25 protein-coding genes are annotated in these 26,235 nt (G+C 71.6%); 14 read left to right on the top strand and 11 right to left on the bottom strand.

From position 1 onward, the window contains the following. Positions 1-951 precede the first annotated feature (951 nt). Positions 952-1,917 (bottom strand): pirin family protein, encoded by a 966-nt coding sequence (locus ACWGIH_RS21335; protein WP_453446992.1) that lies wholly within the window; start codon positions 1,915-1,917, stop codon positions 952-954. A gap of 149 nt (positions 1,918-2,066) precedes the next feature. On the opposite strand from ACWGIH_RS21335, the gene ACWGIH_RS21330 reads away from it, so the two are divergent. Then, positions 2,067-2,414, top strand: coding sequence for a tetratricopeptide repeat protein (locus ACWGIH_RS21330; protein WP_453446994.1), 348 nt, complete (start codon positions 2,067-2,069; stop codon positions 2,412-2,414). A gap of 130 nt (positions 2,415-2,544) precedes the next feature. On the opposite strand, the gene crcB (ACWGIH_RS21325) is transcribed toward ACWGIH_RS21330, so the two are convergent. The 3 genes from crcB (ACWGIH_RS21325) to ACWGIH_RS21315 all read right to left on the bottom strand — a co-directional run bounded on the left by crcB (ACWGIH_RS21325) (position 2,545) and on the right by ACWGIH_RS21315 (position 3,767). Then, positions 2,545-2,919, bottom strand: coding sequence for a fluoride efflux transporter CrcB (crcB, locus tag ACWGIH_RS21325; protein WP_453446996.1), 375 nt, complete (start codon positions 2,917-2,919; stop codon positions 2,545-2,547). 13 nt (positions 2,920-2,932) lie between these two features. Further along, positions 2,933-3,313, bottom strand: a complete 381-nt coding sequence (crcB, locus tag ACWGIH_RS21320) for a fluoride efflux transporter CrcB (protein ID WP_453447108.1) — start codon at positions 3,311-3,313, stop codon at positions 2,933-2,935. Positions 3,314-3,401: 88 nt separating this feature from the next. Continuing rightward, the gene (locus ACWGIH_RS21315) at positions 3,402-3,767 is read right to left on the bottom strand and encodes an ArsR/SmtB family transcription factor (RefSeq protein WP_365815127.1); all 366 of its coding nucleotides are present in this window, start codon (positions 3,765-3,767) and stop codon (positions 3,402-3,404) included. A 108-nt stretch (positions 3,768-3,875) separates the two neighbouring features. Here ACWGIH_RS21315 and ACWGIH_RS21310 point away from each other — a divergent pair, with 108 nt between their 5' ends. Continuing rightward, entirely contained in the window at positions 3,876-5,867 is a 1,992-nt protein-coding gene (locus ACWGIH_RS21310) for a heavy metal translocating P-type ATPase (protein WP_453446998.1), read from the top strand. A gap of 375 nt (positions 5,868-6,242) precedes the next feature. On the opposite strand, the gene ACWGIH_RS21305 is transcribed toward ACWGIH_RS21310, so the two are convergent. Further along, the gene (locus tag ACWGIH_RS21305) at positions 6,243-7,670 is read right to left on the bottom strand and encodes a dihydrolipoyl dehydrogenase family protein (protein WP_453446999.1); all 1,428 of its coding nucleotides are present in this window, start codon (positions 7,668-7,670) and stop codon (positions 6,243-6,245) included. A 143-nt stretch (positions 7,671-7,813) separates the two neighbouring features. On the opposite strand from ACWGIH_RS21305, the gene trxA reads away from it, so the two are divergent. Then, positions 7,814-8,203, top strand: coding sequence for a thioredoxin (gene trxA / locus ACWGIH_RS21300; protein ID WP_451208822.1), 390 nt, complete (start codon positions 7,814-7,816; stop codon positions 8,201-8,203). Between the two features lie 35 nt (positions 8,204-8,238). Here the strand turns inward: trxA and ACWGIH_RS21295 are convergent, their stop codons facing one another. Beyond that, a complete protein-coding gene (locus ACWGIH_RS21295) occupies positions 8,239-9,291 on the bottom strand; it encodes a LacI family DNA-binding transcriptional regulator (RefSeq protein WP_453447001.1) in 1,053 nt (350 codons plus the stop codon). A 180-nt stretch (positions 9,292-9,471) separates the two neighbouring features. Between ACWGIH_RS21295 and ACWGIH_RS21290 the strand changes: the two genes are divergently transcribed. Next, positions 9,472-10,875 carry an amidase gene (locus tag ACWGIH_RS21290; RefSeq protein ID WP_453447003.1) on the top strand — a complete coding sequence of 468 codons (1,404 nt, stop codon included), beginning with the start codon at positions 9,472-9,474 and terminating at the stop codon, positions 10,873-10,875. A 60-nt stretch (positions 10,876-10,935) separates the two neighbouring features. Further along, complete coding sequence (locus ACWGIH_RS21285) at positions 10,936-11,394, top strand: type II toxin-antitoxin system PemK/MazF family toxin (protein WP_453447005.1); 459 nt, start codon at positions 10,936-10,938, stop codon at positions 11,392-11,394. Here the strand turns inward: ACWGIH_RS21285 and ACWGIH_RS21280 are convergent. Further along, positions 11,391-12,242 (bottom strand): TIGR02452 family protein, encoded by an 852-nt coding sequence (locus ACWGIH_RS21280; protein ID WP_453447007.1) that lies wholly within the window; start codon positions 12,240-12,242, stop codon positions 11,391-11,393. The genes ACWGIH_RS21285 and ACWGIH_RS21280 overlap by 4 nt on opposite strands. A gap of 256 nt (positions 12,243-12,498) precedes the next feature. Here ACWGIH_RS21280 and egtA point away from each other — a divergent pair, with 256 nt between their 5' ends. The 4 genes from egtA to egtD are packed head-to-tail and all read left to right on the top strand — an operon-like array spanning position 12,499 to position 16,887. Continuing rightward, a complete protein-coding gene (egtA, locus tag ACWGIH_RS21275; protein WP_453447008.1) occupies positions 12,499-13,839 on the top strand; it encodes an ergothioneine biosynthesis glutamate--cysteine ligase EgtA in 1,341 nt (446 codons plus the stop codon). Next, positions 13,836-15,164: an ergothioneine biosynthesis protein EgtB gene (gene egtB / locus ACWGIH_RS21270; protein WP_453447010.1), complete on the top strand. Its 1,329-nt coding sequence runs from the start codon at positions 13,836-13,838 to the stop codon at positions 15,162-15,164. Before egtA ends, egtB begins: the two co-directional genes overlap by 4 nt. Then, complete coding sequence (egtC, locus tag ACWGIH_RS21265; protein ID WP_453447012.1) at positions 15,164-15,919, top strand: ergothioneine biosynthesis protein EgtC; 756 nt, start codon at positions 15,164-15,166, stop codon at positions 15,917-15,919. The genes egtB and egtC overlap by 1 nt, the downstream gene beginning before the upstream one ends. Next, positions 15,916-16,887 carry an L-histidine N(alpha)-methyltransferase gene (gene egtD, locus ACWGIH_RS21260; RefSeq protein WP_453447014.1) on the top strand — a complete coding sequence of 324 codons (972 nt, stop codon included), beginning with the start codon at positions 15,916-15,918 and terminating at the stop codon, positions 16,885-16,887. Before egtC ends, egtD begins: the two co-directional genes overlap by 4 nt. 30 nt (positions 16,888-16,917) lie before the next feature. On the opposite strand, the gene ACWGIH_RS21255 is transcribed toward egtD, so the two are convergent. Then, positions 16,918-18,171, bottom strand: a complete 1,254-nt coding sequence (locus ACWGIH_RS21255; protein ID WP_453447110.1) for an extracellular solute-binding protein — start codon at positions 18,169-18,171, stop codon at positions 16,918-16,920. A gap of 284 nt (positions 18,172-18,455) precedes the next feature. On the opposite strand from ACWGIH_RS21255, the gene ACWGIH_RS21250 reads away from it, so the two are divergent. Further along, on the top strand, positions 18,456-18,677 hold the full coding sequence (locus ACWGIH_RS21250) for a dodecin (RefSeq protein ID WP_361831529.1): 222 nt from the start codon (positions 18,456-18,458) through the stop codon (positions 18,675-18,677). A gap of 74 nt (positions 18,678-18,751) precedes the next feature. Here ACWGIH_RS21250 and ACWGIH_RS21245 read toward each other — a convergent pair whose 3' ends face one another. Continuing rightward, positions 18,752-19,240 carry a phosphatase domain-containing protein gene (locus ACWGIH_RS21245; protein WP_453447016.1) on the bottom strand — a complete coding sequence of 163 codons (489 nt, stop codon included), beginning with the start codon at positions 19,238-19,240 and terminating at the stop codon, positions 18,752-18,754. 84 nt (positions 19,241-19,324) lie between these two features. Between ACWGIH_RS21245 and ACWGIH_RS21240 the strand changes: the two genes are divergently transcribed. The 3 genes from ACWGIH_RS21240 to ACWGIH_RS21230 all read left to right on the top strand — a co-directional run bounded on the left by ACWGIH_RS21240 (position 19,325) and on the right by ACWGIH_RS21230 (position 23,790). Then, positions 19,325-20,338 (top strand): LLM class flavin-dependent oxidoreductase, encoded by a 1,014-nt coding sequence (locus ACWGIH_RS21240; RefSeq protein WP_453447017.1) that lies wholly within the window; start codon positions 19,325-19,327, stop codon positions 20,336-20,338. A gap of 39 nt (positions 20,339-20,377) precedes the next feature. Beyond that, positions 20,378-22,723, top strand: a complete 2,346-nt coding sequence (locus tag ACWGIH_RS21235; RefSeq protein ID WP_453447019.1) for an ATP-binding cassette domain-containing protein — start codon at positions 20,378-20,380, stop codon at positions 22,721-22,723. A gap of 188 nt (positions 22,724-22,911) precedes the next feature. Beyond that, a complete protein-coding gene (locus ACWGIH_RS21230; RefSeq protein ID WP_453447021.1) occupies positions 22,912-23,790 on the top strand; it encodes a glycoside hydrolase family 16 protein in 879 nt (292 codons plus the stop codon). 32 nt (positions 23,791-23,822) lie between these two features. Here the strand turns inward: ACWGIH_RS21230 and ACWGIH_RS21225 are convergent, their stop codons facing one another. Both ACWGIH_RS21225 and ACWGIH_RS21220 read right to left on the bottom strand, forming a co-directional pair. Then, positions 23,823-24,617, bottom strand: coding sequence for an SDR family NAD(P)-dependent oxidoreductase (locus ACWGIH_RS21225; RefSeq protein ID WP_453447023.1), 795 nt, complete (start codon positions 24,615-24,617; stop codon positions 23,823-23,825). Positions 24,618-24,782: 165 nt separating this feature from the next. Further along, complete coding sequence (locus ACWGIH_RS21220; RefSeq protein WP_453447024.1) at positions 24,783-25,643, bottom strand: GlxA family transcriptional regulator; 861 nt, start codon at positions 25,641-25,643, stop codon at positions 24,783-24,785. Positions 25,644-25,796: 153 nt separating this feature from the next. Between ACWGIH_RS21220 and ACWGIH_RS21215 the strand changes: the two genes are divergently transcribed. Next, positions 25,797-26,228 (top strand): Rid family hydrolase, encoded by a 432-nt coding sequence (locus ACWGIH_RS21215; RefSeq protein WP_453447026.1) that lies wholly within the window; start codon positions 25,797-25,799, stop codon positions 26,226-26,228. Positions 26,229-26,235: the final 7 nt, after the last annotated feature.

Below are 26,235 nucleotides of genomic sequence, written 5' to 3'. Positions count from 1 at the left end.
TCCGCGGTGCAGGAGCAGTGCTAGACGTCATGCTTCCCGAGGGCGACCGCTCCAATCTCAGCATGCCACCAGGCGCCGCAGAAGTTCCTTCAGCGCATTTCAACGCGCCCCGCGTGAATGCCGACAGGCTTGTCCGTGCCACTGGCTGGCCCTCACCAAGGGGAAGGACCCCCGAGCCGCGTAGCGCTTACGGGAGCGGACAATCACACGCCGGGTTTCCCCCTCCTGCAACCGTTGCCCGCAACAGCCCTGCATCCTTGCGTCGACCCGAGGAGAGGGAACGCGAAGCGAGGGGGTAGCCCAACGGCCGGACGATCGCTCCCGGTTCAGGCGGCGGTACTGCTGGCGCCCCGAAGTTCACCCCGTCGGACTGTCCCGCGCAGCGAGCAAGCAATGCGTTACCGTCCGAACGTTCCAGGTCGCCACCCATGTCCCCCGTGCCACACAAAGCGGGCACGCACGCCAGAACGCGGAACAGAGATGACCGCAAGTCCGACGACCAGATACTCCGCCACGCCTCGCGTGAGACGAAGACTGCAATGAAAGCGGGGCAGCCCTCAACTTCATGCAGCACGCCGATTAGCGCCTGGAACCGCTGAGGTTGTCGTACCCCCACAAAGAGCTGGCCAGTGGCGCAGCGCACCACCAGCTCTCCGCGCGCTTAAATGATCTCACCTCCACCAGGGGTCAGCATTCAGGTCGGCGGTTCATCACCGGCAGGGGCAACTAGTTGCGTCCTACCTGCAAGCCCACGGAACTGACCACCCATCAGAAAGGTCAGCATTGGGTCAGCATTCGGTCTGCCAAGCTCTGCCACAGAAGATCAAACCCTGGACCGAGAAACCCCTCTGCAGCACCCGACTCCAGGCGCTGCACAACATCGTGGCCCCCTAGTCGCCGCCCTGCGCCAAGATCCCTTCGGATCTCGAGCCGGGCAGACATTCGCCCAGCTCAGCGCACACGACCCCGCGGTTTCAGAGGCACGGGCGGCAGGTCCGGCGCAGGGATCCGGCCACCGTCGTACCCCTTCACCTCGCCGAAGCGCGAGCTGTCCATCCAGTCCGAACGGGCCTGTGCGATATCCTCGTTGGACCGCCCGATGAAGTTCCACCACATGATCAGTTCCTCGTCGAACGGCTCACCGCCGAGAAGCATCAGGTCCGCGTCCGACTCGGCGCGCAGCGGCAGTTCGGTGCGGCCGCAGCCCAGGTACAGCATCGAGCCGGGCAGGACGGGGACGCCGTCGACCCGGGTCTCGCCGGACATGCACAGGACGGCGTACTCGAAGTCGGGGTTCAGCGGCAGGCGTACGTCCGCGTCGCGGGCCAGGGCGAGGTCGGCGCCGACGATCGGGGTGTAGGTCGTGCCGGGTGACGTGGTGCCGTCGACCGTGCCGAGGATGAGGGTCGCCGTCAGGCCGGGGGCCGTGACCAGGGGCAGCTCCGCGTGGTGCTCGAAGCGCGGGTCGGTGTTGCGGTGGGTGTCGGGCAGCGCCACCCACAGCTGCGCGCCGTGCAGGAAGCGGGCGTGCGACCTGGGGCTCTCCTCGGAGTGCGAGATCGCCCGGCCCGAGGTCATCAGACCCAGCTCGCGGGGGCGGATCGTCTGGAGGCTGCCGGTGGAGTCGCGGTGCAGGACCTCGCCCTCGTGCAGCCAGCTGACCGTCTGCAGGCCCATGTGCGGGTGGGGGCCCACCTGCATGCCGGGCTCCTCGGCGATGTCGTCGGGGCCGTAGTGGTCCACGAAGCACCAGGCGCCGACCATGCGGCGGCCCAGGTTGGGCAGCAGGCGGCGGACCTCGGTGGACTCGCCGAGCTTCACCTGTCGGGGGCTGAGGAGTTCACGGACCGGTTCCGCGACGACGAACCCGCGACCGCCGCACAGGGACGGGACCGCCTCGCGATCAAGATTGCTCATGCCGCACAACCTAGACCCGTCGGACACCGGGCGTCAGGCACGCACCTCGGTCATTCCGGAGGGATCTCGTCAGCACCGCCGTCACGCCGGATCCATTTAGTGGAATTTTTAACCAACCCTGGCCGTTGGAGCGCTCGAAGGAGGCAACAGTGGACACGACGTACTACGACCACGGAACCGCGGCGGAGCGCTGGGAGCGCGCGCGGCAGTTCTTCGACGCCAAGGAGTACGCCACGGCGGCGCGCATCCTCGGCACCCTGGCCGACGAGGTACCCGAGCAGGTCGCCCCGCGTCTGCTGCTGGCCCGCGCCTACTACCACTCGGCGCAACTGCTGCGCGCGGAGGCCGAGTTGCGTACGGTCATCGAGCTCGACCCAGTCGAGCAGTACGCCAGGCTGCTCCTCGGCCGCACGCTGGAGCGGCAGGGCCGGGACGCCGACGCGGCCCCGCACCTGCGGATGGCGGCGGCCCTCTCGGGGGACTTCGCCGAGGTCTGACCCCCGAGGGTGACCCCGGGGTGACTCAATCCCTCCCGTTCGCACGGGGCGCCGGTGGCACGAGCCATCGGCGCCCCGACGACGGGCGACCGAGGAGCCCTCAACGCGCTTCGGCCGGCGTAAAGGCCCGTCACGCCCAGAACGCCTCCGCCAACGCGATGCCCAAGAAGACCGCCCCGAGCGCCGCGACCACGCCGACCACGACATTGGCCGCCGCGTAGAACCTGGCACCACCCTCACTGAGCCGCAGCGTCTCGTACGAGAAGGTCGAGTACGTCGTCAGGGCGCCGCACAGGCCGGTGCCGAGGAACAGCTGCGTGTGGGAGGAGGCGGCGCCCGCGACCGTCGCGCCGGTGAGCACGCCGAGGATCAGGCTGCCCGCCACGTTGACGGTGAGCGTTCCCCACGGGAAGACCGTGTCGTGCCTGGCCTGCACGGCTCGGTCGGTGAGGAACCGCAGCGGGGCGCCGATCATCGCCCCGGCCACGACACAGAGCCAGTTCACCGGACCACTCCGGTCATGCCCGCCTCCGTACGACCAGACGGCGGGTCGCCCACGCCGCGGCCCACACCGCCGCGAGGGCCGCGAGCAGCGTCAGGCCGAGATAGGCGAGGCCCGTGCCGGCGTGGCCGCCCGCCACCAGGCGCTCGATGTCCACGGCGTACGTGGAGAAGGTGGTGAAGCCGCCGAGTACGCCGGTGCCGAAGAAGGGCCGCAGCAGCCGGTGCGGGGTCCGCGCCTCGGTGAGGACCGCCATGAGGACGCCCATGAGCGCGCAGCCGATGACGTTCACCAGGAGCGTCGTCGTGGGGAAGGTACCGGGAGCGGTCGGCCAGATCAGGGACGCGCCGTAGCGTGCCGACGCGCCGATCGCGCCGCCGACGGCCACGACCGCCATCACGGGCCACACTCCGAATGTCACCTGTCCCACCTGTGCGGAATCAAGAGGTGGCCACTGAAGAACGCCACCGAAGATCGCCCTCAGGCTAGCCGCCCGGCGGGGTGTCCCGCAGACCGAGGCGCAGGTGCTCGACGTGGAAGAGCGCCTGGTCGAGGAGTTCGGCGACGTGGTGGTCGTAGAGGGCGTAGATGACGGAACGGCCGCGCCGTTCGCCGGTGATGAGGCCGAGGTTGCGCAGCAGGCGCAGCTGATGGGAGCAGGCCGACTGCTCCATGCCGACCGCTTCGGCCAGATCGCCGGCCGCACAGGGGCCCTCCTGCAGACGGGCGAGGATCAGCAGCCGCGAGGGCGTCGCCAGGGCCTGGAGCGTGGCGGCGACGTCGGCGGCCCCCACGGTGTCCAGGCGTTCGCGCGTGGTGGCGTTGCTCTTGTCGTCGACTCCGTGGCCCATGGCGCCATCCTAGCGACGACACATGTACGCATGAAAAGCTGTTCATCCATTCCTGTACGGTGTGGGCGTTGCCTTGCCGTTCTCCGACCCGTGGAGGGTTGCCCCGCCATGCCCACTGCCCTGATCCCCCGCCCTGACCAGGGAACTCGCGCCGGTCCATCGGCGCCTCCGCGCCGCCGTACCCGCGTCCTCGCGCTGGCCGAGGCCCGCTGGGCGGCGGCGGCCACAGCGGCGTTCCTGATCGCGCTGCCCCTCCAGCTGACCGGGACGCCGTCATGGCTGTGGGGCGCGCTGTACGCGGTCGCGTACGTCGCGGGAGGCTGGGATCCCGCGCTCGCCGGGCTGCGGGCGCTGCGCGAGAAGACCCTGGACGTGGATCTGCTGATGATCGTCGCGGCCCTCGGCGCCGCCTCGATCGGGCAGGTGATGGACGGGGCGCTGCTCATCGTCATCTTCGCCACGTCGGGCGCCCTGGAGGCCCTGGCCACCGCTCGTACCGCCGATTCGGTGCGCAGCCTGCTCGACCTCGCGCCCACCACGGCCACGCGGGTGGACTCCGGGGGCGGCGAACAGGCCGTCGACACGGCCGAGTTGAAGGTCGGCGACGTCATCCTCGTACGGCCCGGTGAGCGGGTCGGCGCGGACGGCGAGGTGCTCGAAGGGGCCAGTGACGTCGATCAGGCGACGATCACCGGGGAGCCGCTGCCGGTGGCCAAGGGTGCCGGGGACGAAGTGTTCGCGGGCACGCTGAACGGGGCCGGGGCGCTGCGGGTGCGGGTCGGACGTGACGCGTCGGACTCGGTGATCGCGCGGATCGTGGCGATGGTCGAGGAGGCCTCGGAGACCAAGGCGCCGACGCAGTTGTTCATCGAGAAGGTCGAGCAGCGGTACTCGCTCGGCATGGTCGTCGCCACCCTCGCCGTGTTCGCCGTACCGCTGGCGTTCGGCGACGACCTGACCGGGGCGCTGCTGCGCGCCATGACGTTCATGATCGTGGCGTCGCCGTGCGCGGTGGTCCTCGCCACGATGCCGCCGCTGCTCTCGGCGATCGCGAACGCGGGGCGGCACGGCGCCCTGGTGAAGTCGGCCGTCGTGATGGAGCGTCTGGGGCAGGTCGACGCGGTGGCCATCGACAAGACGGGGACCCTGACCGAGGGAACGCCCCGGGTGACCGCGGTCCACGCGCTCCACGGCAGCGGCCTGACCGAGGACACCCTCCTCTCGCTCGCGGCGGCGGCCGAGCACCGCAGCGAACACCCCCTGGCGCGCGCCGTGGTGAGCGCAGCGCGGGCTCGCTGCCTGGACCTTCCGTCGGTGACGGACTTCGCGTCGACGCCGGGGATCGGGGTCAGCGCCACGGTCGGGGGTACGGACGTCCAGGTGGGCGCTCCGGCACGACTGCTCGAAACCGGGCCGGGCGGCGGCCCCGCGGACGCGCCGAGCGGCGAAGTCCACGTCATCGCCGAGCAGTTGGGCGAGGACGGCCAGACGGCCGTACTGGTGCTGCGCGACGGGGCCCCCGTGGGTGTGCTGGGCATCGCCGACCGCCTGCGCCCTGACGCCGCGGCAACCGTCAGCGCCCTGCGGTCCCTCACCGGGACCACCCCCATGCTGCTCACCGGGGACAACGCGCAGGCCGCTGCCCGGGTCGCGGCCGAGGCCGGCATCGAGGACGTACGGGCCGGGCTGCTCCCGCAGGACAAGGTCACGGCGGTACGTGAGGCGGAGGGCGACGGTCGCAAGGTCCTCGTCATCGGCGACGGCGTCAACGACGCGCCCGCCCTCGCCGCGGCCCATACCGGCATCGCGATGGGCCGGGCCGGTTCCGACCTCGCCCTGGAGACCGCCGACGCGGTCGTCGTGCGGGACGAACTCGCCACCGTGCCGAGGGTGATCGCCCTGTCTCGGCGCGCCCGAGGCTTGGTGGTGCAGAACCTGGTGATCGCCGGCACGTTCATCGCCGTCCTGGTCACCTGGGACCTGGTCGGCAACCTGCCGCTCCCTCTCGGCGTACTCGGCCACGAGGGCTCCACCGTGATCGTGGGCCTCAACGGGCTGCGCCTGCTGCGGGAGTCGGCGTGGCGGGACGCGGGGAACTGAGGGGGGCCGGAGGCGCGGGCGGCCGAGCGAGCCGTACGTCGGCGGTTCCGCGGCCGGCGTCGCACTCGACCTGGGCGCTGCGGCAGACAGTCGAACCTCTCCCTGCGCGGGATGGCCTTCGGCGGCTCCCGGGGTGAAGACAGCGGCGTGCACCGCGTCCCGTACGCGCCGCGAGGAGTCGGGGTCGGTGAACGTCGCCGGACGGGCGACGAGCACGAGCGCCACGCCCACGTGGGCCGACATCACCATCTGGGCGGCCGGTTCGGGGGCCGGCCGCAACGTGCCCTGTGCTCGGACCGACAGCCTGCGCCCCACCCGACGGGGCCCGTCACCGCGTCGGTGACGGGCCCCGGATGGTTCGGGCAGCCGCGTGGGCTAGCCGCGATAGGTCTCGAGCAGACGCAGCCACACCTCACTGACCGTGGGATACGCCGGAACCGCATGCCACAGGCGGCCGATCGGCACCTCCCCCGCGATCGCCACCGTCGCCGAGTGGATGAGTTCACCGACGCCGGGGCCCACGAACGTCACGCCCAGCAGAACCTCCCGGTCGAGGTCGACGATCATGCGGGCACGGCCTTCGTAACCGTCCGCGTAGAGGCCGGCCCCCGCCACGCCCGCCATGTCGTAGTCCACGGCACGCACGCGATGACCCGCGGCCTCCGCCTCCGCGAGAGTGAGGCCCGCCGAAGCCGCCTCGGGGTCGGTGAAGACCACCTGGGGCACGGCGGCGTGGTCGGCGGTGGCCGAGTGCGCCCCCCATGTGTCGGTCTCCAGGAGGGGGACGCCCTGGGCGCGGGCGGTGATCGCGGCCCCGGCGATGCGGGCCTGGTACTTGCCCTGGTGGGTGAGGAGCGCGCGGTGGTTGGCGTCGCCCACCGCGTAGAGCCAGTCGCTGCCCTGCACCCGCAGGCTCTCGTCGACCGGCAGCCAGGAGCCCGGGTCCATGCCGATCGTCTCCAGGCCGAGGTCGTCGGTGCGCGGGGCACGGCCCGTGGCGAAGAGGATCTCGTCGGCCTCGAGGGTGCCGCCGTCGCTCAGGGTCGCGGTGACCGTGCCGTTCTCCCGCCGTACGGCCGTCACGGAGACGCCCGTACGGACCTCCGCGCCCGCCTCGGTCAGCGCCTTGCCGACCAGTTCCCCGGCGAACGGCTCCATGCGCGGAAGCAGGCCGTCGTCCCCGCGGACGAGCATGGTGACCTGCGAGCCGAGCGCCTGCCAGGCCGTGGCCATCTCCACGGCGACCACACCCCCTCCGACCACCGCGAGGCGGCCGGGCACGTGATCCGCGCTGGTGGCCTCGCGGCTCGTCCACGGCTTCACGTCGACCAGCCCCGGCAGGTCCGGCAGGGCGGCCCGGGTGCCGGTGCACACCGCCACCGCGTGGCGGGCCGTGAGGGTCTGCTCGGTGTTGTCGGAGCCCGTGACGGTCACCTGGCGGGTGCCCGCGATGCGGCCGTGACCGCGGTAGAGGTCGATGCCGATCGACTCCAGCCAGCCGACCTGGCCGTCGTCCTTCCAGTGGGAGGTGTAGTAGTCCCGGTGCGCCAGGACCGCCGACGCGTCCAGGGGCCCCTGCACCGACTGGCGCAGTCCGGGCACCCTGCGGGCGTCCGCGCGGGCGATCACCGGGCGCAGCAGCGCCTTGCTCGGCATGCACGCCCAGTACGAGCATTCGCCCCCGACGAGTTCGCTCTCCACGATCGCCACGCTCAGGCCGCCCGCACGGGCCCGATCCGCGACGTTCTCCCCCACCGGACCAGCACCAAGGACCACTACGTCGTATGTCTTCGAATCCGTCATGGAAGCCAGTGTGGTCGCAGGTGTGCGACGTGGCCACATGGGTACGCGCGCGACAGCGGGCACGGGGGAGCGCGTGGAATACGTCTGCCGCCCGGGCCGTTGTGCACTACGGCTTCGACTGACAGCAGGAAGAGGGAAACACCATGACCAGCACGACTGTGGAGCTCACCAAGGAGAACTTCGACCAGACGGTCACGGACAACGAATTCGTCCTGATCGACTTCTGGGCGGAGTGGTGCGGTCCGTGCAAGTCGTTCGCGCCCGTCTACGACAAGGTCGCCGAGGCCAATCCCGACATGGTCTTCGGCAAGGTGGACACGGAGTCGCAGCCCGAACTCGCGCAGGCATTCGGCATCCAGTCGATCCCGACGCTGATGATCGTCCGCGATCAGGTGGCCGTGTTCGCGCAGCCCGGCGCCCTGCCGGAGGCCGCACTCGAGGACGTCATCGGACAGGCCAGGCAGCTGGACATGGACGAGGTCCGCAAGTCCGTCGCCGAGGAGCAGGCCAAGGCCGAGGCGCAGGAGCAGTGAGCGAGAGCAGCAGGAAGAACCCGTAAGCAGAGGGGTCAGCTCGACTCGCGGTGCACTGCCGTCGCACCGAGCACGTCGTGCACCTCGGGCTCCATGCCCGGGTCGCGCACGACCCGGTCGACGAGTTCCGCGAGCTTCTGGCCCGAAGGCAGCTCGATGCGGACCGTGCTGAGCCGCGGCCGCAGGAGCCTGCCGAGCATCAAGTCGTCGGCGCCGATCATCGCCGTCTCCTCGGGGACGGCGATGCCTTCGTCCTGCAGCGCCCGCATCAGCAGCATCGCGAACTCGTCGTTGTACGTGAACACCCCGTCGACGCCGAGCGTGCGCCAGCGCGCCGCGAGCCGCGCCGCCGACTCCTCGTCGTAGGCGAGGGGCAGTTCCGTCATCGTGGCGTCCGTGCCGTGCTGCGCCAGGGTGCTGCGGATGCCGTCGGCGCGCGGGCGCGCGAAGGCTTCGAGGCCCTTCTCCTCGGGGATCACGACGCCGATGTGCCGGCTGCCGCGCTCCAGCAGATGGGTGGCGGCGCACTGACCCACGAGACGCTGGTCCATCAGCAGGGCATGGGCGCCCTCGGCCCGCTGCGGGCCGATCGTGAGGACGGCCTTGGCGCCCGAGCGCTTCAGGACGTTCACCCCGCGGGCGCCGAGCGCCGAGGCGTCGGGGGCGAGGACCGCCACCGGGCGCAGCTCCGCCCAGGCACGGGCCGCCTCCTCGCCGGTCAGGCCGAGGCTGCCGTACTGCACGACCGTGTAGTCGAAGCGGCTGAGCGCCCACTGCAGCTCGTTGAAGAACTCGCTGAAGAGCGGGCCGACCGGGATCTGCGGCGTCGGCATCAGGACCACACGCGTGTGCCCGGCGCGCAGGCTGCGGGCCGCGGCGTGCGGGACGTAACCCAGTTCCTTCGCGGCCTCGTGGACGCGGCGGCGGGTGGGCTCGCTGATGCGGACGGCGCTCGTGTTGTTCAGAACGTACGAGACGGTCGCGCGCGAGACCCCCGCCAGGCGCGCCACGTCGGCGCTCGTCGGCACGGAGTACTGGGCGGACTGCCGCGCGGCCTGCTGTGCGGTCTTGTTCGGTATCTGCACCATGACGGGGCTCATCCTTCCAGACGGCGCGTGAGCGCTCCCCGGCGGGCGCCGAGGCGCCCCCTGCCCGCGTCGGCGCGCTCCCCGCCGTCCGCGCGGCGTGAACTTCCCTGCCCACGTACCGCGTTCTCGACTGGCCGGTTAGCGTGCCTGCACCTGCCCGTCGATCAAAGGTGCCCCCACATGACTGCCGACCGTGCCGATGGACTCGCGCGCACCGCTCGCGCGCTGGCCGACGGAGAAGTGTCCGCACGTGAGCTGACGGAACGGACGCTGGCGCGGATCGAGGCCTCGCAGCCCACGCTCAACGCGTTCAAGCTGGTGCGGGCCGAGGCCGCGCTGGCCGAAGCGGACGCCGCCGACCGGGAGTTGGCGTCCGGCGGGACGGGGCGGCCGCTGCTCGGCGTGCCGCTCGCCGTCAAGGACGACACCGACATGGCGGGCGAGCCGACCGCGTTCGGATGCCGGGGCGACTTTCCGCCGAAGAAGGAGGACGCCGAGTCGGTGCGCCGGCTGCGGGCGGCCGGAGCGGTGATCGTCGGCAAGACCAACACATGCGAGCTCGGGCAGTGGCCCTTCACGGAGGGGCCCGGCTTCGGGGACACCCGCAACCCCTGGCACACCGGTCACACCCCCGGCGGTTCCTCGGGCGGCTCGGCGGCCGCGGTCGCCGCGGGCCTGGTGCCCGCCGCGCTCGGCTCGGACGGCGCGGGCTCGGTGCGCATCCCCGCCGCCTGGACCCATCTCATCGGGATCAAGCCGCAGCGCGGCCGCATCTCGACGTGGCCCTGGCCCGAGGCCTTCAACGGCATCACCGTCAACGGCCCGCTCGCAAGGACCGTCGCCGACGCGGCCCTGCTGCTCGACGCGGCGAGCGGCAACCACCGCGGTGACCTGCACAAGCCGCCCGCCATCAGCGCCACGGACGCGGCGACCCGCGAGCCGGGGCGGCTGCGGATCGCGCTCTCCCTGCGCATGCCGTTCACCGCGACACCCAAGCGGCTGCATCCCGTGGTGCGGCGCAAGGTCATGGTCCTCGCCGACCGCCTTGCCGCGCTCGGCCACGACGTCGTGGAGGACGACCCGCGCTACGGACAGATCGGCCTCGGCTTCGTGCCCCGCGGCACGGCGGGCATCGCGGACTGGGCCCGCGAGGTGCCCGACCCGAGCCTGCTCGACCCGCGGACCAAGGAGGCGGCCCGCCTGGGCCGTCTGCTCGGCGGCGCCCCGCTGCGCCTGGCCCGCCGCGCCGAGGGCGCCCTGCACCGCAGGGTCGGCGCGATCTTCTCGGCGTACGACGTCGTCCTCACGCCCACCACCGCCACTCCCCCGCCGCGGATAGGCACCATGGCCGCCCTCAGCGGCTGGCGCACCGACCAGGCCATGATCGCCGCCTGCCCCTACGCGTGGACGTGGAACGTCCTCGGCTGGCCCGGCGTCAACGTGCCCGCGGGCAGGGTGGGCGACGGCCTTCCGGTCGGCGCGCAACTGCTCGGGCCCGCGGACAGCGAGCCCCTCCTGATCTCGCTGGCCGCCCAACTGGAGTCGGACCAGCGGTGGTACGAGCAGTGGCCTGCGGCCGCCTAGACGGTGGCGGGCGCCGACCCGCCCCGCGGGTCGGGCCGGCGAGGTTCTACGGTGGCCCGCGTGACAGCCAACACCGATGACCCGCAGATGTCCGCGCACCCGGGCCGCACCGGCCGCACCGCGACCACCGAGGCCGAGCCGCGCGAGGTCGGGCGGGTACAGACGACGTACGCGCCCGCACACGACGGTGATCCCGACCCCGGCGAGATCGTCTGGACGTGGGTGCCGTACGAGGAGAACGACGGGCGCGGCAAGGACCGTCCCGTCCTGGTCGTCGCCCGCGAGGCACGCGGCACGCTGCTCGCCGTGCAGCTCTCCAGCAAGCAGCACGCGAACGATCGCGAGTGGGTGCCGATCGGCAGCGGGCCCTGGGACCGCGAGGGGCGCGAGTCCTGGGTGGACATCGACCGGGTGCTTCGGGTGCACGACGCGGGCATGCGGCGTGAGGCGTGCGCGCTCGACCGGATGCGGTTCAACCTCGTCGTGCGGCGGCTCCAGGAGCGCTACGGCTGGCGTTAGCCCCGCTGGGCACGATGAGCCGCGCCGAACGCCTCCTCGAAGGCGGCCCGGGTCACCGCGCCGCGCGTACGGTCGAGCACCCCGAACACGATGTGCCCGAAGTACCCGTGGAACCGGCCGCCTTCGTCGAGCAGCACCCGGAACGCGTCGGCCACCTGGGCAGGGTCGTTCTGGAAGACCCCGCAGCCCCACGCGCCGAGCACGAGCCGCCGGTAGCCGCAGGCGGCGGCGGTCTCCAGGACCCGCTCCGCGCGCCGGGCCAGGGCGGCCGGAAGGTCCTTCGCGCGCTCGGGGGCCTGGCGCAGCACGACGCCCGCGTTCGGCGCCGCCGAGGTCAGGAAGCCGACGGTGTGGGCCGCGTCGAGGAAGCGGCCCCGGTCGTCGCGGAAGACCGGAACGCCCGGGGAGTGGATCACGCGGTCGGTGTAGAAGGGGTCGCGGTGGGCGCGGTGGTGGTCGTAGAAGTCCCGGACCGAGCGCACGCACGTGTAGAGCGCCGAGGCCCGGCAGAGCGCCTCTTCCTGCGCCTGCGCCCCGTTCAGATAGCCGCCGCCGGGATTGCGCGCGGAGGAGAAGTTCAGGACGGCCACGGGGCCCCCGTCCGCTGCCGTCAGGCGGTGCGCGGCCTCCAAGCTGCTCTCGCCGGTGACCTCGACTACCGTGGAGGTCAGCTCGGGCGGCGTCACGGGAGTCACGTCCAGTGCCGCAGGACCGAACATCCGCGTGCCGGAGCGCGCGGCGTCCACGGCATCCGCGATCACCACCTCGCGGCCACCCGGGGCGACATACCGCCCTGCCGCCACGATCTCCTCGGTCTGCTGCGCGATCCCGCGCAGTCGTGCACTCATGCCGGCTCCCCCGACCCGGACGCCATTCCGTCCCCCGTCTCACACATGAACGCATCGTGAGCTCTCGCCGACGTCCGCCGCAACAGAATTCCCTGGCACCGGCTTGGCTCCAGGGGCACTCTTGTGCGAACGGCCGACAAGGTCTTGGGTAGTACGAGCGCTGCCGACCCAGGCCGGTTCGGGCCCACCCTGATCGAGTCGGCCGGGTGGTCCACAACCGCTGGACCAGGCAGGACTTGAACAGGAGGACCTCAGCATGCCCGAGGGTGACTGTACGACGTACCGCGCGAAGTACGGCACCGCGGTATCCGAGTCCGAGGCGGAGGCGCTGGTCGCCGGCATCTGCTTCAAGACCGGACCACCGCGCGTCACCGGTGTCGAACTGGAATGGCTGATCCACGAGCCGCACCGGCTCCATCTGCCCGTGTCCCCCGCCCGCCTCGAAGCGGCCTACGCCGCACTGCGGGCCCTGCCCCTGCACTCTCTGATCACCGTCGAACCAGGCGGCCAGCTGGAGCTCAGCTCGCTTCCCGCCGCCTCGCTCATGGAATGTGTGTCCGCCGTATCGGCGGATCTCTCCCTCGTACGCGATCGCCTTGCCGCCCTGGATCTGACGCTCACCGGGCTCGGCGCCGATCCCTGGCGCCCGCCGTCCCGCATCCTGCACCGGCCGCGCTATGACGCGATGGAGTGCTACCTCGATCGCACGGGCCCCGCGGGGCGCCGCATGATGTGCTCCACGGCGTCCGTGCAGATCTGTCTGGACGCGGGGCACGAGGAGCCGGGACCGCTCGGCTACGGACGCCGCTGGCGGCTCGCCCATCTGCTGGGCCCCGTGCTGGTCGCCGCTTTCGCCAACTCGCCCTTCCAGAGCGGGCGTTTCACCGGCTGGCGCTCCACCCGGCAGGCCGTGTGGGCGTCCGTCGCACCGGGCACGTCGGGCGCTCCGCCGCTGGACGCGGAGCCGCGGGCGGCCTGGGCACGGCACGCCCTGGACGCGCCGGTGATGTTCGTCAGATCGCAGGACGGCGACGACGACGCGCCCTGGGCCGTCCCGGAGGGGCTGACGTTTCGCACCTGGGCCCGCTCCGGTGCGCCACGCCCGCCCACCCGCGACGACCTCGACTACCACCTGACCACGCTCTTCCCGCCCGTACGCCCGCGCGGCCATCTGGAGCTGCGGATGGTCGACGCCCAGCCGGGACAGCACGGCTGGATCGTGCCGCTCGCCGTGACGAGCGCACTGTTCGACGACCCGCAGGCCGCCGAGACCGCCTACCGCACCGTGAAGCCACTGGCCGAGCGCGCGTGCCCGCCGGGTGCGCCCGCGGCGCCGCGCAGCCCGCTGTGGCTGGACGCGGCGCGGGACGGGCTCACCGACCCGGAGCTGCGCGAGGCCGCGGCCGCGTGTTTCGCGGCGGCCTCCGACGCGCTGCCCCGTCTCGGTGCGAGCGCCGAGGTGTGCGAAGCGGTCGCCGGGTACGCCGAGCGGTATGTCGCGCGGGGCCGCTGCCCCGCCGACGACCTGCTGGACGGGAACCCGCACGGCGGCAGCCACCACCACGCACCCGAGCACGAGAAGGGCATCCTCCGATGACCGGAACCGTCAGCGACCCCGATGCGCTTCGCCGACGCGCCCAGGCGGCGCTGCTGGCCGCCAGGGACCGCACCTCGCTCCTCACCACGTGCGTCGAGGAGCCCGAACTGACCGCACAGCACTCGCCGTTGATGTCACCTCTGGTCTGGGACCTCGCACACATCGGCAACCAGGAAGAGCAGTGGCTGCTGCGGGCGGTGGCGGGCCGCGACGCCATGCGGCCCGAGATCGACGGACTGTACGACGCCTTCGAGCACCCCCGCTCCGAGCGGCCGAGCCTGCCGCTGCTCGCGCCCGCCGAGGCCCGCCGCTACGCGGCCGACGTGCGCGGGCGTGCGCTCGATGTCCTGGAGAGCACACCCTTCCGCGGTTCGCCGCTGACGGATGCGGGCTTCGCGTTCGGCATGATCGCGCAGCACGAACAGCAGCACGACGAGACGATGCTGATCACCCATCAGCTGCGCTCGGGCCCCGCGGCGCTCACGGCACCTGACCCCGCGCCCGCGCCGCCGTTCGGCGGCCCCGCCGAAGTCCTCGTGCCGGGCGGCCCGTTCACCATGGGCACCTCCACCGAGCCGTGGGCGCTGGACAACGAACGCCCGGCCCACCGCCGTGTGGTCCCGCCGTTCTTCATCGACACGACGCCGGTGACCAACGCCGAGTATCAGCGCTTCATCGCCGACGGCGGCTACGAGGAGCAGCGGTGGTGGGCCCCGGCGGGCTGGGACATGATCCGCGGAAACGGCCTCTCGGCGCCGCTGTTCTGGCGCAGGGAGGGCGGTCAGTGGCTGCGCCGCCACTTCGGGACCGTGGAGGCCGTACCGCCCGACGAGCCGGTGCTGCACGTCAGCTGGTACGAGGCGGACGCGTACGCCCGCTGGGCGGGCCGGCGTCTGCCCAGCGAGGAGGAGTGGGAGAAGGCCGCCCGGCACGACCCGGCGACCGACCGCTCGATGCGCTACCCGTGGGGCGACGCCGACCCCACACCCGAGCGCGCCAACCTGGGCCAGCGCCACCTCCGCCCGGCCCCGGCCGGCAGCTATCCCGCCGGTGAATCCCCGCTCGGCGTACGCCAGTTGATCGGCGACGTGTGGGAGTGGACCTCCAGCGACTTCCTGCCCTATCCGGGGTTCGCCGCCTTCCCCTACCGCGAGTACTCGGACGTCTTCTTCGGCGGCGGCTACAAGGTGCTGCGCGGCGGGGCGTTCTCCGTGGACGAGGTGGCGTGCCGGGGCACGTTCCGCAACTGGGACCACCCGGTCCGCCGGCAGATCTTCTCCGGGTTCCGCACCGCGCGCGACGCGAGTCCGACGGAGGCCCGCTGATGTGCCGTCACCTGGCCTTCCTCGGGCCGGACCAGCCGCTGGGCAAGCTCCTCGTGGACCCCTCGCACAGCCTGCTGCGCCAGTCGTGGGCGCCGCGGCACCAGCGCTACGGCACGGTCAACGCCGATGGTTTCGGGGTAGGCTGGTACGCCGACGGTGACCCGGTGCCCGCCCGCTACCGCCGCTCCGGGCCCATCTGGGGCGACCAGTCCTTCGCCGACCTCGCCCGGGTCGTCCGGTCCGGGGCCCTGCTCGCCGCGGTGCGCGACGCGACCGAGGCGGGCGCGGACGGTGAGGCGGCGGCGGCCCCCTTCGCCGCCGGGACCTGGCTGTTCAGCCACAACGGCGCGGTCACGGGCTGGCCCCGCTCGTTGGCCCGGGTGTCCCGCCTCCTGCCGCCCGAGGACCTGCTGTCCATGGAGGCGCGCTGCGACTCCGCCCTGGTGTGGGCGCTGGTCCTGCGCCGGCTGCGCAGCGGTGACGAGGAGGGGCAGGCCCTCGCGGACACCGTGACCGAGGTCGCGGAGGCGGCCCCCGGATCACGCCTCAACCTGCTGCTCACCAACGGCGAGACGATCGCGGCGACCGCCTGGGGCGACACCCTCTGGTACCTCGCCGAACCCGGCCGCCGCACCGTCGTGGCCTCCGAGCCCTACGACGACGATCCGCACTGGCGCCAGGTGCCCGACCGCACCCTGCTCGCCGCAAGCCGTACCGATGTCCTGCTGACCCCGCTCAAGGAGCCCACCGCGTGAGCCCGTTCCAGCTGACCCGCACCCTGCCCGTGGACGCCACGGACGCCGCTCTGCGCGCCGACGTCCTGCGCGGCCTCACCAGTACCCCCAAGACGCTGCCGCCCAAGTGGTTCTACGACGCGCGGGGCAGCGCCCTCTTCGACGAGATCACCACGCTGCCCGAGTACTACCCGACGCGTGCCGAGCGCGAGATCCTGCAGACCCGTGCCGCGGAGATCGCCGCGGCGACGGACGCGCGCACGCTCATCGAGCTGGGTTCGGGTTCCTCGGAGAAGACCCGTCATCTGATCGACGCGCTGGCGGACCTGCACACGTACGTACCCGTGGACGTGAGCGAGAGCGCGCTGACCGGCGCCGCGAACACCCTGATCGCCTCGCGTCCCTCCCTGGACGTGCACGCGCTGATCGCCGACTTCACCGGCGGTCTCGCTCTGCCGGGCACGCCGGGGCCGCGGCTCGTCGCCTTCCTCGGCGGCACGATCGGCAACCTGCTGCCCGCGGAGCGCTCGGCGTTCCTGTCGTCGGTGCGCACCCTGCTCTCCCCCGGTGACGCGCTGCTGCTCGGCACGGACCTGGTGAAGGAGGAGTCGGTGCTCGTCTCGGCGTACGACGACGGGGCGGGCGTCACCGCCTCCTTCAACAAGAACGTCCTGACCGTGATCAACCGCGAGCTCGGCGCGGACTTCGATCCCGACGCGTTCTCGCACGTGGCCGTCTGGAACCGCGAGCGCGAGTGGATCGAGATGCGCCTGCGGTCCCTGACCGCCCAGACGGTGAAGATCCCGGCGCTCGAGCTCGCGGTCGACTTCGACCGCCACGAGGAGATGCGCACCGAGATCTCGGCCAAGTTCCGCGAGGAGGGCGTACGGGCCGAGCTGTCCGCCGCCGATCTGGAGCTCACGCACTGGTGGACGGACGAGAGGGCGCGCTTCGCGCTGTCGCTCAGCGTGGCGCGCCAGGCCTCGTGACGGGCCGCCGGCGCTCGCGGCCCGACGCTTTCACGGCCCGCTGACGTCCAGCTCCCGGGTGATCCGGCGCGAGGCGGCCTTCGCCTCCGTCGCCGGGTCGCCCCCGGCGAGGACCTTGGACATGTACGCCTTGATGGGGTTGTCCGCCTCCACCGCGGCCCACTTCGGTGAGGCCGGTGTCGCCCGGCCCCGCGCGGCGCCCGCGGCCATCGCGGCGACTCCCTCCTCGCCCGAAACGGCGGAGGCCAGCGTCGTCTTGTTCGGTACGTAGTTCATCGTCCGGGCCAGGTCGGTCTGCCACTTCTTGCCCGCGAGCGCCTCAATCACGGCGACCGCGCCCGCACGGTCCTCCGTCTTCTCGCGTATCACGAGGTCGGATCCGCCGGTGAAGACGGCGGCCGGCTTCGCCGCGGTCTTGCCGGGGATCGGGAAGTAGCCGAGTTTCCCCTTCAGCTCGGGGTTCGCCTCCTCGATGGCGCGCGCGGTCCCGGGCACGGCGACGATCTGCGCCACATCCTCCTTGGCGAACACCCCCGCCTGCGGCGGATGCTCCTCGTCCGCGTCGCGCGGACCCTCGCCCAACGCCTGCAGCTGCCGGTAGAAGTCCATGCCCCGCAGCGCGGCGGGCGTATGCAGGCTGCCCTCCCACACGCCGCGCGACCCCTTGGCCTCCGTGGCGAGCTCGCCGCCCTCGTCCCAGATGAATCCGGCCAGGGTGTACCAGTCCTGGCCCGCCAGGTAGATCCCCTGGTCGCCACCGGAGTTGAGCCGCTCCGTGTCGGCGACCCACTGCGCGCGCGTCTTCGGCGGCTGTTCGATGCCGGCCTGCGCGAAGAGGTCCTTGTTGTAGATGACGACGCGGTTCGCGGCGTACCAGGGGATGCCGTACTGGCTGCCGTTGTAGCGCCCCGGCTCGGCGAGGCCCGGCAGCCAGTCCTTCATGCCGAGGTCGCGCGCGGACTCCAGGGTGAGGTCGTAGAGCCCGCCCTCGTCGACGTACTGGGCGACCTGGGTGTTGCCGACCTCGATGACGTCGGGCCCCTCCTCGGCCTTGAGCGCGGCCTTGACCTTGCCGCCGATGCCGGTCCACTCCTGGAGGCGTATCTCCAGGTCGACGTCGCCGTTGCGCTTCTCGAAGTCCGTGGTGAACCGCTTGATGAACTCCGCCGACGCGCTGCCCCGCGTGAGCCACACGGTGACGGTCCGCCTGTCCTCTCCGCCGCCCGGCAGGACACCGCAGCCGGGGAGCAGCGTGGTGGCGGCGAGGACGAGGGTCAGGGACATGGCGACGCGGCGGTGCGGTTTCACGTGGGTCACTTTCTGCCTGCGGACAGGGAGGGGCGGCCCGACGCGGGGGGTGAGCTGATGGCTCGAACGGGTATGGCTGGAGTTTGGTCTGTACCAATGGGTAATTCAAGGGGCAACGGCACCGAAATCCGGGATTCCGGTGCGTACACGCCGTGGATCCCCCGCGCCCACCGCCTCGCGCACCGCCGCGTGGTGGGGCACGGTGGAGTGACGTCACCCCATCACTGTGACGTCACCACACGGCGGAGAGGAACTGCCTCATGTCCGACCACACCTACCGGGTCACCGAGATCGTCGGCACCTCGCACGAGGGCGTCGACCAGGCCATTCGCAACGGCATCGCCCGCGCCTCGCAGACGCTGCGCTCACTGGACTGGTTCGAGGTCACCCAGGTGCGCGGCCACATCGAGAACGGCGAGATCGAGCACTACCAGGTGGGCCTGAAGGTCGGGTTCCGCCTTGACGACGGCGACAGCGCCTGACCCTCACCGAGGCGTCATCGCTTGAGCGGTCACCTCTGCTGAGCGGTCACCTCTGCGCTCTCACCACTGAGCGGTCACGTCCGCCCCTCGCGCTCCTGCGCGTCCTGCAACGCGGCTGACGTGCTCGCCCAGCGCGCCCGTACGACCTTGAAGCCCGCCCGTTCGGCCTCGTCGCACACCAACTCGTCGTCGTCCACCAGCATCCGGACCTCACGGGACCTGGAGATCCGCCGCAGGATCTCCAGCTTGGTCCGGCGGGCGGGCCGCCGGTCGTCGTTGCGGCGCATCCAGATGCGCCCCTCCGGGAGCCCCTGGGCCGCCAGCCACGCCACGGTGTCCTGGCGGCACCGCTCGGGCCTGCCCGTGAGGTAGACGACCTCGCACTCGCGCGCGCTCTCCAGGGCGAGGGCCACCCCCCGGGTCAGCGGCGGGTCATCCGGAGCCGCCGCGAAGAAACCCGCCCAGTCCCGTGGCCTCCGCTCCAGGAAGCGCTGGCGGTGCGCGGTGTCCGCGAGGGTGTTGTCCAGGTCGAATACGGCCAGCGGCCTGCTGTCGTCGCTCACGCGCCCAGCCTAGGCAGTCCCGCGGCGGTCTCGCCCCGGACCCGCGGCCGGGAATCCTGGCGCCGCTCAGGCGTTGAACCTGTCGTGACCTCAGTGATCGGATCAACCCGCTTCTCCGTCCTCGACCGTTCGCGCACCCGCGAGGGACACGAAGGACCCGAGGCCCTGCGCGACACCGTGCGCCTGGCGCAGGAGCTCGAACGGCTCGGGTATCACCGTCTCTGGGTCTCGGAGCACCATGCGGTTCCGGGCGTCGCGGGATCCGCGCCGACGGTCCTCGCCGCCGCGGTCGCCGCCGCGACGCGCACCATCCGGGTCGGCACGGGCGGCGTGATGCTGCCGAACCATCAACCCCTGGTCGTCGCCGAGCAGTTCGGGGTCCTCGAAGCGCTCTTCCCCGGGCGCGTCGACATGGGCCTCGGCCGCTCGGTGGGGTTCACCGACGGGGTCCGCAGGGCCCTCGGCCGGGACAAGCACGACGCCGAGGACTTCGCGGCACAGCTCACCGAGCTCCTCGGCTGGTTCCGCGGCACGTCGGACACCGGAGCCCACGCCCGCCCCACCGAGGGCATGACCGTCCCGCCGTTCGTCCTGGCCATCGGTGAGGGAGCCACCGTCGCGGCCCGCGCCGGGCTTCCGATGGTCATCGGCGACCTCAGGAGCCGCGAGAAGATGCTCCGCGGCATCGATCACTACCGCGCCACCTTCCGCCCGTCGGAGTGGTCAAGCGAGCCGTACGTGGTCGTCTCGGGCACGGTCGCCGTCGCCGAGACCCCCGAGGAGGCCCGCCGCCTGCTGATACCGGAAGCGTGGTCGATGGCGTACTCACGCACCCACGGCACCTTCCCGCCCCTGCCCCCGGCCGAGCGCGTCGAGTCGCCGCGGATGACGATGACCGAGAAGGAGCGCGGCTTCTACGAGTCCGGGCTCGTCGGCCACATCCACGGCACGGAGGAGCAGGTGGCCGACGAGCTCGAGATGCTGATCAAGGAGAGCGGGGCACAGGAAGTGCTGGTCACGACCAGTACGTACGACCGTGAGGCCCTGCTCGACTCCTTCCGGCGCCTGGCCCGGGTCGCGGGTCTGGCCGGGACCTAGAATCGTGGGGTTTGCCCCCGAGCCGCCTACGGAGTCCCCATGCACAGCCCCCACGATCCGTTCGTACGTGTCCGGGGTGCCCGCGAGCACAACCTCCGGGACGTCGACGTGGACATCCCCCGCGACGTCGTCGCGGTCTTCACGGGGGTCTCCGGCTCGGGCAAGTCGTCGCTCGCCTTCGGTACGGTCTACGCGGAGGCCCAGCGCCGCTACTTCGAATCCGTGGCCCCGTACGCCAGGCGGCTGATCCATCAGGTGGGGGCGCCGCAGGTCGGGGAGATCACCGGGCTCCCGCCGGCGGTCTCGCTCCAGCAGCGCCGCTCCGCGCCCACGTCCCGCTCCTCGGTGGGCACGGTCACGAACCTCTCGAACTCGCTGCGCATGCTGTTCTCCCGCGCCGGCACCTACCCCGAGGGCGCCGAGCGGCTCGACTCGGACGCCTTCTCGCCGAACACGGCCGCCGGGGCCTGCCCGGAGTGCCAAGGCCTGGGCCGGGTGCACGGCACGACCGAGGAACTCCTGGTGCCCGACCCGTCCCTCTCCATCCGCGAGGGCGCGATCGCGGCCTGGCCCGGCGCCTGGCAGGGCAAGAACCTGCGCGACGTCCTCGACGCCCTGGGGTACGACGTCGACCGCCCCTGGCGCGAGCTGCCGCGGGCGGACCGGGACTGGATCCTGTTCACGGACGAGCAGCCCGTGGTCACGGTGCATCCCGTGCGGGACGCGGGCCGCATCCAACGCCCGTACCAGGGCACGTACATGAGCGCCCGGCGCTATGTGATGAAGACGTTCTCGGACTCCAAGAGCCAGACGCTGCGCACCAAGGCCGAGCGGTTCCTGGCGAGCTCCGACTGCCCCGCGTGCGGCGGCAGCAGGCTGCGACCGGAGGCGATGGCGGTCACCTTCGCGGGCCGCACGATCGCCGACCTCGCGGCGCTGCCCTTGTCGGAGCTGGCCAAGTCTCTGCAGGGCGCGGCACGTTCGGAGGCGGCGCGGGTCCTGGCCGCGGACCTCCTCGCCCGCATCGACACGATCACCGAGCTGGGCCTCGACTACCTGAGCCCGGACCGCGCCACACCCACCCTCTCCACGGGTGAGCTGCAACGGCTGCGGCTGGCAACGCAGTTGCGTTCCGGTCTCTTCGGTGTCGTGTACGTCCTGGACGAGCCGTCGGCCGGTCTGCACCCGGCGGACACGGAGTCCCTGCTCACCGTCCTCGACCGGCTCAAGGCCGCGGGGAACTCGGTCTTCGTCGTGGAGCACCATCTCGATGTCATGCGCCACGCGGACTGGCTCGTCGACGTGGGTCCCGACGCGGGTGAGCACGGCGGGCAGGTGCTGCACAGCGGCCCGGTGGCGGACCTGGAGGGCGTGGCCGAGTCCGCGACGGCCCGTTTCCTCTTCGGGCGTGAGTCCGCGCCGCCGCGCGAGGTGCGTGACCCGCGCGGCTGGCTGAAGGTGGGCCCCGTCAGCCGGCACAACCTGCGCGACGTGACCGCCGAGTTCCCGCTCGGCGCCTTCACCGCGGTCACCGGCGTCTCCGGCTCCGGCAAGTCCACGCTCATCGGAGAGGTCACCGAGGAACTCGACGGCGTGGGGCGCCTGGTGTGCGTCGACCAGAAGCCGATCGGCCGCACGCCCCGCTCCAACCTGGCCACTTACACGGGTCTCTTCGATGTCGTGCGCAAGGTCTTCGCGGCCACGGACGCGGCACGGGCACGGGGTTACGGAGTGGGCCGCTTCTCCTTCAACGTGGCGGGCGGACGGTGCGAGACCTGCCAGGGCGAGGGGTTCGTGAGCGTGGAACTGCTCTTCCTGCCCAGCACGTACGCGCCCTGCCCGGACTGCGGGGGTGCCCGCTACAACCCCAAGACGCTCGAAGTGACGCACCAGGGGCGGAACATCGCCGAGGTGCTCGACCTGACGGTGGAGGCGGCCGCGGAGTTCTTCGCGGACACCCCGGCCGTGGCCCGCAGCCTGCGCACCCTCCTGGACGTGGGACTCGGCTACCTGCGCCTCGGGCAGCCCGCGACGGAACTGTCGGGCGGCGAGGCCCAGCGGATCAAGCTGGCGAGCGAGCTGCAGCGGGTCAGGCGTGGTCACACGCTCTATCTCCTGGACGAGCCCACGACCGGGCTCCACCCGGCCGACGTCGAGGTCCTGATGCGCCAGCTGCACGGCCTGGTCGACGCGGGCCACTCGGTGGTGGTCGTCGAGCACGACATGGCGGTGGTGGCCGGCGCGGACTGGGTGATCGACCTGGGTCCCGGGGGCGGCGACCAGGGCGGTCACGTGGTCGCAGCAGGGCCGCCTGGCGCCGTGGCCGAGGCCGCGGGGAGCCGGACGGCACCGTATCTGGCACGGGCGAGGGCCGGGGGCCGCTGAAGTTGGTCCGCACCAACTCCTTGACGGGAAACGGGAGTCTGCCTTAAATCAAGTACTGAACAAAGCGTCGGCGTTGATCGCTCGCCGCGTTCAGTTCTCGATGTCGATTTGTCATGCGCATGCCCTATCGACAGTTGCGCGCACGTCTCAGCCCCCACTCTCTCGCCACCCCCACGTGAAGCGATGTGATGACAGTGCATACCTCTTGGCGCCGCCGTGCGGCGCTCACCACAGCTGCCCTGGCCTGCTGCGCCACGGCCCTGACCGGTCTCCCCTCCGGAGCGTCGGCGGCCCCCTCCGCCGACTCCGCCGCCGGTTCCGCCGCGGCCGCCACCTTCACCGACAACTTCGACGGCCCCGCGGGATCGGCGGTCGACGGCGGCAAGTGGCAGATCGAGACGGGCGACAACGTCAACAACCACGAGCGCCAGTACTACACCTCGGGCAACAACAACGCGGCCCTCGACGGCCAGGGCAACCTGGTCATCACCGCCCGCAAGGAGAACCCCGGCAACTACCAGTGCTGGTACGGCCGTTGTGAATACACCTCGGCCCGCCTCAACACCTCCGGCAAGTTCACGCAGACGTACGGACATGTCGAGGCCCGCATGAAGGTGCCGCGGGGGCAGGGCATGTGGCCCGCGTTCTGGATGCTCGGCGCCGACATCGGCAGCGTGGGCTGGCCGCAGAGCGGTGAGATCGACGTGATGGAGAACGTCGGCTTCGAGCCCTCCACCGTCCACGGCACCCTGCACGGCCCCGGCTACTCGGGCTCCGGCGGCATCGGCGCGGGCTACACCCTGCCCGGCGGCGAGGCGTTCGCGGACAAGTTCCACACCTTCGCGGTGGACTGGTCACCGAACAAGGTCACGTGGTCCGTGGACGGCAACGTCTACCAGACCCGCACCCCCGCCGACCTCGGCGGCAAGCAGTGGGTCTTCGACAAGCCCTTCTTCCTGATCCTCAACCTCGCGGTCGGCGGCTACTGGCCCGGCGACCCCGACGGCAACACGAGCTTCCCGCAGCAACTGGTCGTCGACTACGTCCGCGTGACCACCAACGACTAGGCGTCGCCGGCAAGCGGGTCGAGCCGTCCTCGCTACGGGACGATCGCGTCCACGTAGCCGCCGTCCACCCGCAGTGCGCCGCCCGTCGTGGCCGAGGCCAGTGGGGAGCTGAGGTAGACCACCATGTGTGCGATCTCCTCCGGCTCGATGAGCCGCTGGATCAGGGACTGCGGGCGGTGCTTGACCATGAACTCCCGCTGGGCCTCGTCCCAGGGCAGGGCGGGGTCGACGAGCTCGTACACGAAGTCCTCCACACCGCCGGTGTGCGTGGGCCCCGCGATCACGGAGTTGACAGTCACGCCCGATCCGGCGGCCTCCTTGGCGAAGCCCCGGGAGACCGCGAGGAGCGCCGTCTTCGACATGCCGTAGTGGATCATCTCGGCGGGGGTGACGAGTGCCGAGTCGCTGGCGATGTTCTGGATCCGCCCCCAGGAGCGGTCCTTCATCCCCGGCAGATAGTGGCGGATCATGCGGACGGCGGTCAGTACGTTGACCTCGAAGTAGCGGCGCCATGCGTCGTCGCTGATGTCGAGGGCGGGCTCCGCGCCGAAGATGCCCAGGTTGTTGATGAGGATGTCCGCCCGGGGGACGGCCGCGAAGACCTGCGCGGCGCCTTCGTCGGTGGAGATGTCGCCGGGGGCCGCGAAGAATTCGGCGGCGCCGTGCTCCCCCTTCAACCGGTTGACGGCCTTGTCGACGGAAGCGGCGGAGCGACCGTTGACGGCTACCCGGGCGCCCGCCTTGGCCAGGCCGACCGCGATGGCTGCCCCGATTCCCTGGGTCGATCCGGTGACGAGGGCGGTCTTGCCGGAGAGATCGACGAGCATGCTGTGTTACCTCCTGCTGCGGTGCGACTGGGTGGCCCCAAGCGTGGCCTCCGCCTTGTCCCCCGATGTCCAGTAGATCATTCGGGCGGCTTCGGAGGCTTTGGCTGCGCTGGCGGCCTTTCTGCGAGTCTTCTCGTGGTGGTTCTTCTGTGCGTCCTTCACGGGTCAACCGTGCAGTTTCCGGTAGGCGGTCGGGGTCACTCCCACCTCTCTCCGGAAGATCGTCCGGAAATTGGCGGCCGACCCGAACCCCGTCGCCCCGGCGATCCTCTCCACGGACCAGTCCGAGGCCTCCAGGAGCCGGCGCGCGTCGAGAATCCGCTGGAGGGTGACCCACTGCATGGGCGGCAGGCCCGTCTCGCGCACGAACCGACGGATGAGGGTCCGCCGTGACAGCAGGCTGTGGTCGGCGAGCCGCTGCACGGTGATCGCGGCCCCCAGGTTGTCGAGCACCCACTCGCGCGTCGCCCGCAGGCTGTCGCGCGGCGGGGCGGGCACGTCCCTGTACTGCGGTTCGTTCGCGCCACGGGTGGAGGAGAAGACGAGGTCCTTCGCCACGCCGTCCGAGGCGGTGGCACCGAAGTCCTTCTCGACGACGTGCAGGCACGCGTCGATTCCGGCGCCTCCGCCCGCGCACGTGAGAATGGCCCCGTCCTCGGTGAACACCCGGTTCTCGACGACGTCCACGCCGGGATACGCCAGACGGAGTTCATCGGTGTGGCGCCAATGCGTCGTGGCCGACTTGCCGTCCAGGATTCCGCAGGCCGCGAGCGCGAACACCCCTGTGCAGATGGCCACGACACGGGCGCCCCGTTCGACGGCGATCCGCAGCGCCTTCAGGTATTCGTCCGGGACCGGGACGTGCGGTTCCTCATAGCCGGGCACGACGACGATGTCGGCGGACTCGACGTCGGCGAGCGAGGCACCACCGGCGCCGACATCTCCCCTCACGAGGACTCGATAGCCCGGATGCCGCCCGAAGACGTGCTCGGGGATGCTGACGTCGAGTGCGAACACACGCGGCATCACCAAAATCGCGACCACCGTCCGGCCTTCTGCGGACCCCAATTGCTCCCCCTCGTACCTTCGCGGACCTGCCGCCGGCTCTGGCACGATCCTTGCCGTAAGTGGCACAGCCGAGCCTGGCCCGCCCCTGAACTGCCTCATACCGTCGACCTCATGAGTAGCGCACAGCAAGTCGAGAGTTTCGGCGTCCCGTGGGAGAAGACCTACGGGTACGCACAGGCGGTCAGACGCGGCGACACCATCTACCTGTCCGGCCAGGTGTCCCACAGCGGTACGGAAGTGATCGCTCCCGCTCCCGTCGATGATGCCGGACGGGTCACCGACTTCTCCCGCACGGGCGAGCAATTGCGCCAGTGCTACGCCAACGCGGCGGAACTGCTGGGGCGCTTCGGCGCTTCGCTCGACGACGTCGTCGAGGAAGTCATCTTCGCCCTGGACGTCGAAGCCACCGACGCCGCGGCGGGGCCCGTGCGCAAGGACGCCTACGGGCGGCCGGACCCGCAGGTGGCGAGCACCATGGTCGGCACTCCGCGGCTGGCTTTCCCGGAGTTGCTGGTCGAGGTCAAACTCATCGCCCGGGTCTGACGGACGG

The organism is Streptomyces sp. NPDC054872 (assembly GCF_053610705.1).
Note: the sequence above shows the minus strand (reverse complement) of the source record. Positions and strands in the feature narration are given on the sequence as shown.